We start from the raw sequence: 13822 nt of genomic DNA on the forward strand, positions 1-13822 counted from the left end.
GCGCGGGGGGCGCCGCGGGTGCCGTGCCCCCCCCCCCCGGGGGGTCCGGCCCCTCGGGCCCGGGCGGCCCCCCCGGTTCCGGGGCCCCCCCCCCCCCCGGGGGGGGCACCCCTCACACCTGTCCCGGCGGCTTCTAGCAGGCACTGGCCTCCACGACCGAGATCGCCCCGGGCGTGGGCACCACCCGCTCCAGGCGGAAACCGGCCTGCGCCAGCAGCTCACCGTACTGGCCGGCCGTCCGCTCCCGGCCGCCCACCAGCAGCATCAGCCACAGGTCGACCAGCTTCGAGGAGTGCGCGGCGTTCGCCTTGTCGGGCACGACCATCTCCATCAGCAGCAGCCGGCCCCCCGGCCGCATCGCGGCCCGCACGTTGCGCAGAATGCGCAGGGCCTGCTCCTGGGGCCAGTCGTGCACGATGTGCTTGAGGACGTAGGCGTCCCCGCCCCGGGGCACCGGCCCGAACAGATCGGCGGCCACCACCTCGCACCGGTCGGCGACCTGCTGCCCGGCCAGATAGCCGGCCGCACCGTTCACCTCCGCCCGCGGATCGGACAGGATCCCGCGCACGCCCGGCGACTTCTTCAGGATCCCGGCCAGCAGCTCGCCCCGTCCCGCACAGAAGTCGACGACCGTGCCGAACGACGAGAAGTCGTACGCCGCGAGCACCGGCTCGGTCTCGGTGGCGGACATGGCACCCATGCCCTTCATGAACACCTCCCCGTACTCCGGCTTGGCCTCCATGAACTCGAAGGCCGTCATACCGCGCAGCCTGGGCAGGCTCGGCTCGCCGGTGCGCACCGCGTCCAGGAAGTGCGACCAGTCCTCCCAGTGGACCGGGTGGCCCATGAGTAGGGCGATGCCACGCATCGACATCGGCGCGTCCTCCAGCAGCGCCGCCCCCATCGGGGACAGGCCGAACGTGCCGTCCTTGCGCTCGGTGAACACACCGTTCGAGGCGAGCAGCCGCATCAGCCGCTGGAGCGTGTCGGGGTGGGCGCCCACGCGGGCGGCGAGCCGTTCGGCGGACAGCGGACCCTCCCGCAGCGCCTCGGCGACACGCAGCTCGGCGGCGGCGTAGAGGGCCTGGCTGAGCATGGCGCCCTGGACCATCTCCAGCAGCGAGAACGGTGCGGGCGCCAGCTTGCGTGCCAGCCTCTGCAGACCGGTACGCACACCTTCGACGACCCGCACGAGGCGGGCGGGCGGCAGGGGCATGGGTTCCTCCGTGGTGGGCGGCGGGCGGCCCGGGGCCTGCCCGCGGGCGGACGGGCCGGCGCGCACCCGGCGCCCCGGACAGAGGGCCGCGCGCAGCCGGATGTCCACGGTCCGGCGGCGCGCACGGGCCGCGCTCGCAGCGTGCTGGAGCGGGCGCCGCGGCCCTCCAGCCGGTCCCCACCCGCACTCCGGGGGCAGTCGAGGCGGCCCGGTGACGATCGGGACCGTCCGACTCGGACTGGCCGAGAAGAGTCCCGGAGGGGGCCGATCCCGTGAAGAAGCTTGCTTCGTCCGCCGCGCTGTCGGAGCGCGCCGACCGCATCGCCGGCCGCTCCCGCGCCGGCAACTGGAAGAAGCCCCCGCGACGCATCGAGGCGTCCGAGTGCATCACCTGCGACAGCTGCCTGCGCGGCTGTCCCGCGGAGTTCGGCGCGATCTTCGACCGGGGCCTGGACGTGGTCATCGTCCCCGAACTGTGCTCGGGCTGCCCCGCCTGCGTCCTGGAGTGCCCGGTCGACTGCATCTACGTCGACGAGGACTGGAGCCCGACCGACGACGCGATGTGGAACCACGTCTCACTCACCGCCGAGAGGGCCGCATGAAGGAGCCCGCAGGACGCGGCGAGTCCCGCCGCGCCCGCAACGCGAAAAAGCGGATCAGCCGCCGCCCCAGCCGGCTCGGCACCCCCGCCGGCGCCACCGCCAAACCGGACCGCGTGCACGACCCCGACGCCGGCTTCCCCCACCTGCTGAGCCGCGTCTGGCAGCGGGCGAGCCAGGCCGACGGCCCGCGCGCCGCACTCGACGTCCTGCTCACCCTCGACGGACACGTCCCCGCCGGCATCCAGCTGCGGGCCCTGGGCCAGGCACAACAGGCCGCCCTGACCGCCCTGTTCGGCCTGACCTGGCGCGACCCCGAGGACCACGACTCCGCCGGCGCCCCCACCGGCACCCCCCCCCCCGCCGGCAACACCCCCACCCCCGCCGGCAACACCCCCACCGCCACCCCCGGCATCCCCGCGGGCACGGCCGAACCCGCGCCGCCGGCCCCCGGCCCGCCCGGCCCGCCCGCCTTCCTGGGCGAGATCGGGCTGGCCACCAACGGCCGCATCGCCCTGCGCACCCCCGGCAGCGGCCCCCTCGACCCCCGCGACCTGGTCGGCGGAGTGCTCCGCGTGCCCTACGACCACGCCGCCCTCACCGCCTACCGGCACGCACTGGAGCGCGCCCGCCGGCGCAGCGCCGACACCGTCGCCGACTGCCGGGCCTGGCTGGCCGCCCAGGGCCCCCACGGCCGCGCCGAACTCCTCGACCGGGCCCGGGAAGCGGCCCTGCGCACCGCCCCCTTCGTCCTCTACCAGGAGGACACCCCGTACACGAACTTCCGCGGCCACAACACCCTGACCGGCAAGACCCTGTGGCCCGGCCACCCCGACTGCGCCCTGAGCAGCCTGCAAAACCTGCCGCTCGACCTGTGGTCGGACCAGGACATCCAGGCCGTCGTCTGCCTGACCCTGCTCATCCGCTCGGCCGGCTTCGGCCGCGTCGAGGAGGCCAACGGCACCCAGCTGAGCGTCGACCACGTCGCCCACACGCTGGAACGCGCCCGGCGCGCCTACAACGCCGTACCCGGCCTCAAGCCCGTGCCCGCCGCCTCGCCGTGCGTCGCCGACCTGGACCGGCTCGCCGCACGGCTGCGCGAACGGCGCGGCCGGCTGGGCGGGCACGCCCAGCTGTACCGGGAGATCCACGGCGCCCTGATGCACAAGGTGGAGCGGGTGGCCGCCGCCCCCGGCCCCGCCGCCCGGGCCCGCCAGGACGCCGTCACCGAACGCCTGCGCGCGACGCTGCCGCTGGCCGGCGCCACCCTCGGCGAACTGGGCGGCGAACTGGCCGCCGCGCCCGGCTGGCTCGCCCGCCCGCACGGCGCCTTCGGCACCGGCCTGGAGTCCCTGGTCCACGAGACGGTGGCCGCCACCGTCGACGCCTTCGGCGCCGACTTCGCGATGAGCCGCGGCATGCGCTCACTGCCCGACCTGGTCAGGGCGCTGCGCGGGCAGAGCTGGGCGGAGATCTGCGACTGGGACATCACGCACTTCTTCTGCTGCGTGGTGCCACGGCCCGGCGCCGCCGCCCACTTCGGCGGCTCCCCCTCCGCGCTCGCCGACGCCGCCTGGGCCATGTCCTCACGCATGCAGTACAACTCCTGGCACTTCGTGGCCGGCAACCTGCCGCCGGTGCCCGAGGTGGCGGCCCGCGACCACTTCGTGCCCCCCGTCCTGCCCGACGTCGCGTTCTTCTCCGACCAGCACCACCACGGGCACGTCAGCAACAACGTGCGCTTCTCGCTGCGCAGCCCGCAGGCCGTCGAGGTCGACGGGCGCCGCTTCGACGGCTTCATGGACCTCAGGCTGCTGCGCTGCGCCGGCGACCCGTTCGGCGAGCAGGACCTGCTCGCCGCCCACCAGGTGTCCGCCTTCATCGCCCGCGCCACCTCACTGGCCGCCCGGCTCGCCGCCGCCGGGCATCGCCTGGAGGTCACCGCGTTCGACGCCGGCTGGCACTGGAGTGCCGTCACCGGCCGCGGGCCCGCGGCCGCCGCGGCCGGTGACGTGCGCCGGGCGTCGTGAAGGGAGAGCGATGACCGCCCACGGCGTCCACCACACCCGAGACCTCCTGCAACGCGGCGAGCTGTCCGCCCTCGAACACACCACGGCCGTCCTTGACGCCGTGCGCGAACGCGACACCCTCGGCGCGTACGTGGCCCTCGCGGGCGAGGAGGCGCTGCGCGCGGCACGGCGCGCGGACGCCCGCATCCGGGAACTGGGCACCGACGCCTGGCGGGCCATGCCGCTGCTCGGCGTCACCGTCTCCGTGAAGGACCTGCTGCAGACCCGTCACCTGCCCACCGCACGCGGCTCGCTGCTGCCCAACGCCCGGCCCCGCCAGGACGCGCCCGCGGTGGCCCGGCTGCGCGCCGCCGGCGCCGTCGTCGTCGGCAAGACCGCCACCTCCGAGTACGGCTGGAGCGCCTCCACCCTCAGCCGCGTCGCCCCGCCCGTCCGCAACCCCCACGACCCGCGCCTGAGCGCCGGCGGCTCCAGCGGCGGCGCCGCAGCCGCGGTGGCCACCGGCCTGTGCGACGCGGCCCTGGGCACCGACGGCTCCGGATCGATCCGCATCCCGGCGGCGTTCTGCGGCGTCGTCGGCTACAAACCCTCCCTGGGCCGCATCCCGTATGTGCCCAACAGCGCCGACCGGCTCGCCCACCAGGGCCCCCTCGCCCGCACCGTCGCCGACGCCGCGCTGCTCGCCCACGCCATGGCGGGCCCGCACCCGGCCGACCCCGACTCCGGCCTCGGCTCCCTGGACGCCCCCCGCACCGGGCGCGCCCTGCGGATCGGCTGGATCGAGTACGACGGCACCTGCGCCGAGGTCCGCCGCGCCACCGGACAGGCCCGCCTGGCCCTGCTCGGCCAGGGACACCTGGTCGAGGACGTCGAGGTGCGCTGCACCCACCTCTACCCCGCCCTCGTCGACCTCCTCGCCGCCTCCGAGGCGGCCGGCGCCCGCCGCGAGGACGACGAACGGGCCGACCCCGGCCGCCTGGAGGTCATCCGGCACGGGCGCACCCTCACCGGCGCCGACGTGATCCGCGCCGAGGAGGTCCGCCAGAACCTGCGCGCCACCCTGCGCACCGTCATGAACCGCTACGACGTCCTGGCCATGGCCACCGTCCCCATCGAGCCGTTCGCCGCCGACGCCGTCGGCCCGCCCTGGGCGGCCGACCCCCGCGACCTGCAGTGGCTGGCCTGGGCACCCGCCTCCTACCCCTTCAACATGACCGGCCAGCCGGCCCTGTCACTGCCCGCCGGACCGACCCGCTCCGGACTGCCGGCCGCCGTGCAGCTGGTCGGCCCCGTCGGCGCCGACGACCTCGTCCTCGGCCTCGCCGCCCGGCTGGAGGCCGACCTCGCAGCACCCGCGCCGCACCCGCGGCTGCGGCAACCCGCGGCCGCCCGATGACCCGATGACCCACGCCCGTGAAAGGACGTTCCCATGTACGCCAGGTCATGGTCCTCGCCCGCCGAGCAGGGCAGCGTCGGACGGCCCTCGTTCGTGGCCGACCACGGGCTGTGGGACCAGGCCCGCCTCGCCGCCGCCGAGCGTATCGAGGCGAGCCTGGCCGGCCTCGACTTCGTGCGCCTGGTCTACGGCGACCCGCACGGCCTGGCCCGCTCCAAGACCCTCACCGCCGCGGCATTCCGGTCCGTGCTGCGCAACGGCATGAACTTCAGCCCCGGACCGTATCTCTTCGACACCGGGCACGCCGTCGCCGTCGACTTCCTCGGCGAGCACGGCATCGGCGTCGACGAGATCGCGGGCGCCGGGAACTTCATCCTGGTCCCCGACCCCCTCACCTTCCACCCGCTGCCGGGCGGCGACGCCCGCACCGCCTGGGTCATCGGCGACGAGTACCTGCGCGACGGCAGCCCGCACCCGCTCTCCTCACGGGCCGTGCTGCGCCGCGTCGTCGACCGCTACACCGAACAAGACCTCGCCCCCGTCCTCGGTCTCGAAGTCGAGTGGTACCTCACCCGCCGCCTCGACGACACCCCCGGCAACCGGGGCAACGGCTTCGGACTCCAGGGCCCGGCCCCGCGCGTGGCCGCCCTGAACGCCGGCTACCAGTTCAACCTCGACGCCCACTACGACACCCTCGCCCCCCTCACCGACCCGCTCGGCCTGCACCTGCTCGCCCTCGGCCTGCCGCTGCGCTCGATGGAACACGAGTCGGGGCCCGGCCAGGTCGAGACGACGTTCAGCCCGATGTCCGCCTTGGACACCGCCGACGCCATGCTGCTCTTCCGCACGGTCACCAAGAACTGGTGCGCCCGGCGCGGGCACCACGCCTCCTTCATGTCACAGCCGCTGCTGGACGCGGCCGACCCCAGCGGCTGGCACCTCAACCAGTCGGTCACCGACCTCACCACCGGCGCCAACCTGTTCGGCACCGAAGGCCCCTCCGGCGGCCCCGCCCCGCACGCCAAGGCCTACGCGGAAGGACTGCTCGACTGGGCCCGCGAACTGTTCCTGCTCTCGGTGCCCACCGTCAACGGCTACCGGCGGCTCGCCGCCGAGCACACCCTGGCACCCACCCGGCTCGGCTGGAGCCAGGAAGACCGCAGCGCGATGCTCCGCCTCGTCGGCCAGGGCGCCGGGGCACACCTCGAAAACCGCATCGGCGAACCGTGCGCCAACCCCTACCTCGCCGCCGCCGCCCAGCTCTTCGCCGGCCTTGAGGGCATGACCGCCCCGCCCGCACCCGCCGACACCGGCGCCCCGCCACACGGCGCCGCCGGCCTCGTACCGCAGCACCTGCGCGAGGCCCTGGACGCCTTCCGCGCCGGCCGCGCCGCCCGCCTCCTGGGCGCCCCCCTCACCGCCTGCCTCACCAAGCTCAAGGAGAGCGAACTGCGCCGCTACGACACCTGGTCCCGCACCGCCCCCACCGCACCCGGCCAGGTCACCCAGTGGGAACAGCGCGAGTACTTCGGCGCCTACTGACCCCCCCCGCGGCCTCCCGGCCGCCCCCGAACCGGCCCGCCCCCTTCCACGAAGGCGTCGCATGATTGCCCGATACACGCTGCCCGAGACGGCCCACCTCTTCAGCGACCGCTCCCGCTACACCACCTGGGTGCGGGTGGAGATCCTGGCCTCCCAGGCGCAGGCCGCCCTGGGCCACGTACCGCACGAGGTGGTCCAGGACATGCGCCGCGCCCGCGTGCCGGACCCCGAACGGGTCGCCGAACTCGAACGCGAACGCGACCACGAGGTGCTGTCCTTCCTCGCCGCCTACTGCGAGGACATCCCCGCCTCCTCCGCACGCTGGGTGCACCACGGCATGACCAGCTACGACCTCGTCGACACCGCCCTGGGCCACACCCTGGCCCGGGCCACCGACCTGCTCACCGCGGCCGCCCGCCGGCTGCGCCGGGTCCTGAGCGCACGGGCCCTCGAACACTGGGACACCGTGATGGTGGGCCGCACCCACGGAGTGCACGCCGAACCCACCACCTTCGGGCACAAACTCGCCGCCCACGCCTTCGCCGTCGACCGCTGCCTCGGCCGGCTCGCCGCCGCCCGCGAGGCCGTCGCCGTCGGCACCGTCTCCGGCTCCGTGGGCACCTACGCGCTGATCGACCCCCGCGTCGAGGAACACGTCCTGGCCGCACTCGGCCTGGCCGCCGAACCCGCGCCCAGCCAGGTCGTCGCCCGCGACCGGCACGCCCAGCTCCTGCAGGCCGTCGCCACCCTGGGCGCCTGCGTGGAACAGATCGCCCTGGAACTGCGGCTGCTGCAGCGCACCGAGGTCCGCGAGGTCGAGGAGCCCCGCACCGGCGCCTACCAGGGATCCAGCGCCATGCCCCACAAACGCAACCCCACCACGAGCGAACGGCTGTGCGGCCTGGCCCGCCTGCTGCGCGGCTACGCCGACACGGCCCTGGAGAACGTGGCGCTCTGGCACGAACGCGACCTCGCCCACCAGTGCGTGGAGCGGGTCATCCTGCCCGACAGCCTCTCGGTCGGCCACTTCCAGGTGACGAAGGCCGCCGACCTGGTGGAGCAGCTCACCGTCGACGCCGGCCGGATGCGCGCCCACCTCGACGAGAGTGACGGCCTCGTCCACAGCTCCGCCGTCCTCGCCGACCTCCTGACAAGCGGCATGGAACGCGAACACGCCTACCGCAGCGTGCAGGCCGCGGCCGGCCACACCCTGGCCACCGGCGAGCACTTCGGCACGTCCCTGGCCAAGGAGGGCATCGACACCGCCGCCCTGGACCCCGAGCGCTTCCTCACCCACCACCAGGTGATCCGCACCCGACTGGAGAAACTGCATGCGCTTCAGGACTGACCGCGTCGAGGGCTCCGCCCTCGACCTCGACGAGGTCCTCGGCCTCTACCACGACTCCGGCCTGGGCGCCCGACGCCCCCTCGCCGACCGCGAACGGTTCGCCGCCATGACCGCGAACGCCGACCTCGTCCTCGTCGCCCGCGACGAGGCGGGCACCCTCCTGGGCATCCTGCGCGCCGTATCCGACTTCTCCTACGTCACCTACGTCTCGGACATCGCCGTCACAGCCGGCCGCCAGCGCACCGGCATCGGCCGCGCCCTGATCGACGCCGCGCGCGACGAGGCCCCCGCCGCCAAACTCGTCCTGCTGTCCGCCCCCGCCGCGGCCGGCTACTACCCGCACATCGGCTTCACACGCCACGAATCGGCCTGGGTACTCAACCCGTAGAACCCGCCCCGCACCGGGTCAGCCGGGCTGTACCCGGGCTCCACCGCCCGTGCCTAGAGTCACCCCCGGGGCGGCTCGCGCACCCCCGGCCCACCGCACCGGACCCCCGGGGGAGGCATGACCCACACATCGGCACAGGCACTGCTCGACACCCGCCCGCCCGCCGGCGCCGCCCCGCCCGCCGCCCGGCCCGCCCAGGAGCGCGAGCCGGCCCCCGCCGGCCACCGCACGGCCGTCGCCATGCCCTCCGGGCGCCGCGTTCTGGTCGTGGACGCCGACACCGGCTGCGCCGAATCCCTGGTCACCCAGTTGCGCCGGCACGGCCACGACGCCCTCGGCATACGGCGCGGCGGCGACGCGCTGCGCGCCCACGAGGACGCCGACCTGGTCCTCCTCGACCTCGAACTGCCCGACCTGGACGGCCTGGAGGTCTGCCGCGCGCTGCGGGCCGTCAGCCGGGTGCCCGTCATCATCGTCACCGCCCGCGCCTCCGAACTGGACTGTGTCCTGGGCCTCCAGGCGGGCGCCGACGACTACGTGGCCAAGCCCTACGGCCTGCGGGAGCTGATGGCCCGGATCGAGGCCGTGATGCGGCGGGCCGCCTGGCAGCCCGCCGCCGCCCGCGAGATCCGCCACGGCCGCCTGCACATCGACGCGGCATCCCGCGCGGTCCTGGTCGACGGCGAGGAAGTCGCCCTGACCCGCAAGGAGTTCGACCTGCTGTGCCTGCTCGCCTCGCACCCCGGCACGGTCATCCCGCGCAAGCAGCTCCTCCAGCAGGTCTGGGGCGACTCCTGGTCCCGGCGCACCGTCGACACCCATGTCAGCAGCCTGCGCGGCAAGCTGGGCGACAGCGGCTGGGTCGTCACGGTGCGGGGCGTGGGCTTCATGCTCGGCACCCCCTGCCCCCCCTCGTCCAGCGGAGGACGGCAGGGGCTCAAGCGGTTGTCCAGCGGATCTCATGCGCTCCCGCCGACTCTGGGTGAGGCGTGATCACCACAACGCGCCGTTCCGCTCACCGCACCCATCTGGGGAGACGAACATGCAGATCCGCTCGCGCCTGACCAAGTCCGGCCTGCTGGGCGCCGCCGCCGTGGCCGCCCTGGCCTTCACCGCCGCCCCCGCCTCCGCCGCCCCGGCGGTGACCGCCACGCCCGCCGCCGGCCTGGCCGACGGCCAGTCCGTGACCGTGAGGGGCACCGGCTTCCCGGCGGGCGCCGAGGTCGCCGTATCGCAGTGCCGGGAGAACACCACCTGCACCGACACGCTGGCGAAGGCCACCGTGGACGCGGCCGGCGGCTTCAGCACCGCCTACACCGTGCGCAAGCAGTTCACCGCCACCGACTGGAGCACCGGCACCGGCACCGGCTCCACCGTCACCGTGGACTGCGCCGCCCAGCAGTGCCAGCTGGTCGCCTACCTGGAGGGCACCGGCCCGGTCGGCGCCGACATCTCCTTCGGCTGAGACAGCCCCGCCCGCCTGCCGGCGCGGGCCCACCGCGCGGTGCCCCGGACCGGCACCGCCCGGCGGGCCCGCCGCCTGCCAGGCGGCGGGCCTCAGCCCGCCGCCTGCCGCACCAGCGCCCCGATCCGCTGGTCCACCGCGGCACTCATCCGGGTCAGCGCGAACGCCGTCGGCCACACCGCGCCGTCGTCCAGCGCCGCCACGTCACTGAAACCCAGCGTGGCGTAGCGCGACTTGAACTTCTGCGCGCTCTGGAAGAAGCACAGGACCTTGCCGTCCTTGGCGTACGCGGGCATCCCGTACCACAGGCGCGGCGCGAGCTGCGGAGCGGTGGACCGCACGATCTCGTGGACCCGGGCGGCCAGCACCCGGTCCGCTTCCGGCATCTGTCCGATCTTCGCGAGCACCTCGCTCTCCGGGTCCGCCTTCGGCCCGCGCCGCGCGGACTTCAGCTCCGCGGCCCGCTCCTTCATCGCCGCCCGCTCCTCGGCGGTGAACCCCTTTCCGGCGGCAGGCCCGGACTCCTTGGCGGGAGACTGCGTACGCTTCACGGCTTTCCTCCTCATTGTCAGGATTCCTGGTGAGCCTCTCACGCGGGGCGCCCCCGCACGGCCTGGGCGGACGCCGGCGCCGCCGCCACGCACCGGGGCAGCCCGGCCGATCCGGCCGCCGCGCGCCGCCGGTAGGCCTCGGGAGTCATGCCGGCCAGTTCGGTGAACCGGGTGACCAGGACGGCCGTGGACGGGCAGCCGACCGCGAGACAGAGGCCGGCCGGGCTGTGGTCGCCGTGCCGCAGCAGCGCCATCGCCCGCTCGATACGGCGCACCGTCAGGTAGGCGTACGGCGAGTGGCCGTAGGCGTCGGCGAAGCGCGAGGCGAGCAGCCCGGGCGCCATGCCCGCCTCGCGGGCGAGCGCCTCGACGTCCAGCGGCCGCGTCAGGTCCCTCTCGATCCGGTCGCGCACGCGGCGCACCTGCGCCAGGTCGAGCAGACGCTGCGCGGCGATCATCGCCTGCCGCCATGCGGGAGGGCACATCAAGGGGGCTCCTCTCAGCCGGCGTCGCGGTCCGGTTCCCGGATGCGGAGCAGGTTGCCCGCGGGGTCGCGGAACGCGCAGTCGCGGACGCCGCAGGGATGCAGGAACGGCTCCTGGACGACCTCGGCGCCGGCCGCCTGCACCCGGGCGAACGTGGCGTCGAGGTCCCGAGCGGCGAGCACGATCCGCCCAAAGGTGCCCTTGGCCATCATCTCCAGCACGGTGGTGCGCTCCGCGCCGGTGAGCGAGGCACCGGCGGCGGCCGGCGCCAGCAGCAGCGCCGTGTCCGGCCGGCCGGCGGGGCCGACCGTGATCCAGCGGGTCCTGCCCCGTCCCACGTCCCGGCGGACTTCGAAGCCCAGGACGTCCCGGTAGAAGGCCAGCGCGGCGTCCGGGTCGTCGTGCGGCAGGGAACTCGTATGAAGGGTGAGGTCCATTCACGTCACGCTAGCCGCGGGCCCGCCGCCCGGGCTTCTCCGTTCCTGACCTCTTTTTCCGGGCCGGGGGTCTGCAGCCGGTCCCGAGCGGGACTCGAGCGGGCCGCGAGGCCCGCGAGCCAGACTGTCGAGCGGACCGACACGGGGCGAGGTGGACATGGACGCGGCAGTGGAAAGGGCACTCGAGTACATGCGTGAGCGCTTTCGCGATCCGCTGACCGTCTCGGACATCGCCGAAAAAGCCCGGCTCGGCCGTTTTCCTTTCTCGCGCCTGTTCAAGGACGAGACGGGACTGAGCCCCGGCCGGTATCTCACCGCACTGCGTATTCACGAGGCCAAGCGGCTGATCGGCGATGGTCCGATGAGTACCGCCGAGGTCGGCGCCGCGGTCGGATACCGCGGCCTGGACGCGTTCACCGACGCCTTCACCGCCGGCACCGGGCTGCCGCCCGGCCACTTCCGCAGACTCTGCCGCGGCCAGGGGCAGGAACCGCCGGCACCCGACCCGGGCCCCGGCCTTCCGCGCGGCGCGCTCGCCGGAACGGTCAGGCTGCCGGCCGGGCACGGGAACGCACGGGTGTATCTGGGCGCCTTCGCCACGCCCGTCGTCCAGTACCCGGCCGCCGCCGCGGCCGTCGTCGACGTGCCCGCCGACCGGCCCTGCTGCTACACGCTGCAGAACGTGCCCGCAGGGCAGTGGCATCTGCTCGCGGTGGCGGTGGCCGCCGCCGGCGCCCACGACCCGCAGGCCGGGTGGACCCCGCTCGTCGGGGACCGCGCCACCACCGTCACCGTCACCGCGGACACCGTCACCAGCGCCGCCCTACGGCTGCGCCCGGCCCGCCCGGCCGATCCGCCGGTCCTGCTCGCCCTGCCCGCCCTGACGCCCCCGCAGAGCGTCGAGCCGCAGCCCGGCTGCGCCGCCGCCGGCGCCCCGCCACCCGCCGGCCGGCTGCGGGCGGTGCCCGCCGCACCGCCCTCAGGAGCCTGAGGTCGACGGATTGCGGCACAACTCCTGCCGGGCCTTGAGCCGTTCGGCCAGCAGACACCACTCCTGGCCGATGTGATCGGCGATCGGCGCGATGACGCCGAGCCAGTGCGGCGGGACGGCGTCGGCGATCCGCCGCCAGTCCTCGCCGGGCTCGGTGGCGTGGGCCTGCATCCAGCGCAGCAGCTCCCGGCCGCCCGCGGTGTAGCGCAGGGCGGGATCGGTGGCCATCTTGGCGGCCACCGCCGCCCACGTGGGCGGCGCCTCGGTGTGGTTCCTGCGCTGCGGCACATCGGCCTCCGCCGGTCCGGCCACCCGCAGCGGCGCCCGCCGGCCGCCCTCGGCGGCCGTCTCCTCAACCGCGCGCGGGCCGCCGGGCGCCGGCCCGGACGGCACCGGCCGCACATGCTGCGGGCGCAGGGCCTGCGGGTGGCGCCCGCCGCGTTCGGGGCCCTCGCCGCGCCGCAGCCGCGCGCTGACGTCGTGCACCGTGCCCAGCGACACGTCGGTCGCATGGGCGACCTGGCGCAGCGGGGCGCCCGGATGGGCGGCGATGTACTCGGCGGCCCGCCGCCTGCCCTCGCCCGCGTCCACCGGGCGCCGCCTGCCGTCCTGCCCGACGCGTTTGCCGCCCAGCGGCGCCACGAGCGCCGACCTCTCGCGCAGCGACGCGATCGTCTTCGCGCTCAGCCCCGTCACCCCGGCCAGGGCGCGGTCGGACCAGTCGGGGTGGGAGCCCAGGACCCGCTGGGCCCCGGCGACGCGGTCCGCCTTCGACAGCGGCAGGCCGTGCGCGCCGTTCGCCTGCAGGGCGATGACGAGGGCCTCGGCGTTGGAGCAGTCCAGGAAGCGGGCCCTGATGCGGTCCTCGCCCATGAGCCGGGCGGCCTCCAGGCGGTGCAGCCCGTCGATGACCCGGCAGCCGTCCACCTGGACGAGAACGGGGGGAAGGTCCGCGGATTCCGCCGCGTCGACGAGCAGCCGGACATGCGCGGCGTCAATTCCGCCCTGGCGCAGTAGAACCCCGGCACACAGCGCGGCGACGGGAACGTCGCGGGCCGGGAGTCTCTCGAAATGACCCAGGTCGAATTCGCGGTGCGCCGACGCTGCGACGCCCTCCATCCGGACGGGGCTGAATGCACTCGTGATCGAGACGGCGTGCGCGTTGCTCTGAGCCATTCCTGTAACTCCCTCTCTGCTGCCGCTGCCGATGAGGGTCGCAGGAGGGTCTTTAGCCCTGGTGGAGAGCAGGTCGACGTCGCCTGGAAAACACGCCCCGCGGGTGCCCGCCCGGCCGGCGGGCACCCACGGGCCGGTCAGACACCCCATGTCGTTTGAGGTCAAGGTGTAGGGGCGTGGGCATGGTGTGACCAGGCG

The 13822-nt window shown here is 75.0% G+C and carries 14 protein-coding genes; 9 read left to right on the top strand and 5 right to left on the bottom strand.

Annotation, left to right across the window (positions count from 1 at the left end; genetic code table 11):
- Positions 1 to 133 precede the first annotated feature (133 nt).
- Complete coding sequence (locus ACFWR9_RS36915) at positions 134 to 1216, bottom strand: methyltransferase (protein WP_383850359.1); 1083 nt, start codon at positions 1214 to 1216, stop codon at positions 134 to 136.
- A gap of 272 nt (positions 1217 to 1488) precedes the next feature.
- Here ACFWR9_RS36915 and ACFWR9_RS36920 point away from each other — a divergent pair, with 272 nt between their 5' ends.
- From ACFWR9_RS36920 to ACFWR9_RS36955, 8 genes are all read left to right on the top strand, one after another.
- Positions 1489 to 1818 (top strand): 4Fe-4S dicluster domain-containing protein, encoded by a 330-nt coding sequence (locus ACFWR9_RS36920; protein WP_383850362.1) that lies wholly within the window; start codon positions 1489 to 1491, stop codon positions 1816 to 1818.
- The gene (locus ACFWR9_RS36925; RefSeq protein ID WP_383850365.1) at positions 1815 to 3845 is read left to right on the top strand and encodes a hypothetical protein; all 2031 of its coding nucleotides are present in this window, start codon (positions 1815 to 1817) and stop codon (positions 3843 to 3845) included. The genes ACFWR9_RS36920 and ACFWR9_RS36925 overlap by 4 nt, the downstream gene beginning before the upstream one ends.
- 10 nt (positions 3846 to 3855) lie before the next feature.
- A complete protein-coding gene (locus tag ACFWR9_RS36930; protein ID WP_383850368.1) occupies positions 3856 to 5241 on the top strand; it encodes an amidase in 1386 nt (461 codons plus the stop codon).
- Between the two features lie 33 nt (positions 5242 to 5274).
- A complete protein-coding gene (locus ACFWR9_RS36935) occupies positions 5275 to 6783 on the top strand; it encodes a glutamine synthetase (protein ID WP_383850371.1) in 1509 nt (502 codons plus the stop codon).
- A gap of 61 nt (positions 6784 to 6844) precedes the next feature.
- Positions 6845 to 8131: an adenylosuccinate lyase gene (gene purB / locus ACFWR9_RS36940; protein WP_383850374.1), complete on the top strand. Its 1287-nt coding sequence runs from the start codon at positions 6845 to 6847 to the stop codon at positions 8129 to 8131.
- The gene (locus ACFWR9_RS36945; protein ID WP_383850376.1) at positions 8115 to 8519 is read left to right on the top strand and encodes a GNAT family N-acetyltransferase; all 405 of its coding nucleotides are present in this window, start codon (positions 8115 to 8117) and stop codon (positions 8517 to 8519) included. Before purB ends, ACFWR9_RS36945 begins: the two co-directional genes overlap by 17 nt.
- 240 nt (positions 8520 to 8759) lie before the next feature.
- Positions 8760 to 9512, top strand: coding sequence for a response regulator transcription factor (locus ACFWR9_RS36950; RefSeq protein WP_383850393.1), 753 nt, complete (start codon positions 8760 to 8762; stop codon positions 9510 to 9512).
- Positions 9513 to 9561: 49 nt separating this feature from the next.
- A complete protein-coding gene (locus ACFWR9_RS36955) occupies positions 9562 to 9984 on the top strand; it encodes an enediyne antibiotic chromoprotein (RefSeq protein WP_383850379.1) in 423 nt (140 codons plus the stop codon).
- A 92-nt stretch (positions 9985 to 10076) separates the two neighbouring features.
- Here the strand turns inward: ACFWR9_RS36955 and ACFWR9_RS36960 are convergent, their stop codons facing one another.
- From ACFWR9_RS36960 to ACFWR9_RS36970, 3 genes are read right to left on the bottom strand one after another with little or no spacing between them, the layout of a single operon-like run.
- Complete coding sequence (locus tag ACFWR9_RS36960) at positions 10077 to 10535, bottom strand: iron chaperone (protein WP_383850381.1); 459 nt, start codon at positions 10533 to 10535, stop codon at positions 10077 to 10079.
- A gap of 38 nt (positions 10536 to 10573) precedes the next feature.
- Positions 10574 to 11020, bottom strand: a complete 447-nt coding sequence (locus ACFWR9_RS36965; RefSeq protein ID WP_383850384.1) for a helix-turn-helix transcriptional regulator — start codon at positions 11018 to 11020, stop codon at positions 10574 to 10576.
- Between the two features lie 14 nt (positions 11021 to 11034).
- Entirely contained in the window at positions 11035 to 11457 is a 423-nt protein-coding gene (locus ACFWR9_RS36970) for a VOC family protein (protein WP_383850386.1), read from the bottom strand.
- A 190-nt stretch (positions 11458 to 11647) separates the two neighbouring features.
- On the opposite strand from ACFWR9_RS36970, the gene ACFWR9_RS36975 reads away from it, so the two are divergent.
- Positions 11648 to 12448 carry a helix-turn-helix transcriptional regulator gene (locus tag ACFWR9_RS36975; protein WP_383850388.1) on the top strand — a complete coding sequence of 267 codons (801 nt, stop codon included), beginning with the start codon at positions 11648 to 11650 and terminating at the stop codon, positions 12446 to 12448.
- On the opposite strand, the gene ACFWR9_RS36980 is transcribed toward ACFWR9_RS36975, so the two are convergent.
- On the bottom strand, positions 12437 to 13624 hold the full coding sequence (locus ACFWR9_RS36980; RefSeq protein WP_383850390.1) for a ParB N-terminal domain-containing protein: 1188 nt from the start codon (positions 13622 to 13624) through the stop codon (positions 12437 to 12439). The genes ACFWR9_RS36975 and ACFWR9_RS36980 overlap by 12 nt on opposite strands.
- Between the last annotated feature and the right edge of the window lie 198 nt (positions 13625 to 13822).

Source organism: Streptomyces sp. NPDC058534 (assembly GCF_042717365.1).
GTDB lineage: Bacteria > Actinomycetota > Actinomycetes > Streptomycetales > Streptomycetaceae > Streptomyces.

What these genes read in the sequence shown, in the direction of transcription:
- ACFWR9_RS36915 (WP_383850359.1), bottom strand. Translation starts at nt 1,216, where the DNA reads ATGCCCCTGCCGCCCGCCCGCCTCGTGCGGGTCGTCGAAGGTGTGCGT.
- ACFWR9_RS36925 (WP_383850365.1), top strand. Translation starts at nt 1,815, where the DNA reads ATGAAGGAGCCCGCAGGACGCGGCGAGTCCCGCCGCGCCCGCAACGCG.
- ACFWR9_RS36930 (WP_383850368.1), top strand. Translation starts at nt 3,856, where the DNA reads ATGACCGCCCACGGCGTCCACCACACCCGAGACCTCCTGCAACGCGGC.
- ACFWR9_RS36935 (WP_383850371.1), top strand. Translation starts at nt 5,275, where the DNA reads ATGTACGCCAGGTCATGGTCCTCGCCCGCCGAGCAGGGCAGCGTCGGA.
- purB (WP_383850374.1), top strand. Translation starts at nt 6,845, where the DNA reads ATGATTGCCCGATACACGCTGCCCGAGACGGCCCACCTCTTCAGCGAC.
- ACFWR9_RS36945 (WP_383850376.1), top strand. Translation starts at nt 8,115, where the DNA reads ATGCGCTTCAGGACTGACCGCGTCGAGGGCTCCGCCCTCGACCTCGAC.
- ACFWR9_RS36950 (WP_383850393.1), top strand. Translation starts at nt 8,760, where the DNA reads ATGCCCTCCGGGCGCCGCGTTCTGGTCGTGGACGCCGACACCGGCTGC.
- ACFWR9_RS36955 (WP_383850379.1), top strand. Translation starts at nt 9,562, where the DNA reads ATGCAGATCCGCTCGCGCCTGACCAAGTCCGGCCTGCTGGGCGCCGCC.
- ACFWR9_RS36965 (WP_383850384.1), bottom strand. Translation starts at nt 11,020, where the DNA reads ATGTGCCCTCCCGCATGGCGGCAGGCGATGATCGCCGCGCAGCGTCTG.
- ACFWR9_RS36970 (WP_383850386.1), bottom strand. Translation starts at nt 11,457, where the DNA reads ATGGACCTCACCCTTCATACGAGTTCCCTGCCGCACGACGACCCGGAC.
- ACFWR9_RS36975 (WP_383850388.1), top strand. Translation starts at nt 11,648, where the DNA reads ATGCGTGAGCGCTTTCGCGATCCGCTGACCGTCTCGGACATCGCCGAA.
- ACFWR9_RS36980 (WP_383850390.1), bottom strand. Translation starts at nt 13,624, where the DNA reads ATGGCTCAGAGCAACGCGCACGCCGTCTCGATCACGAGTGCATTCAGC.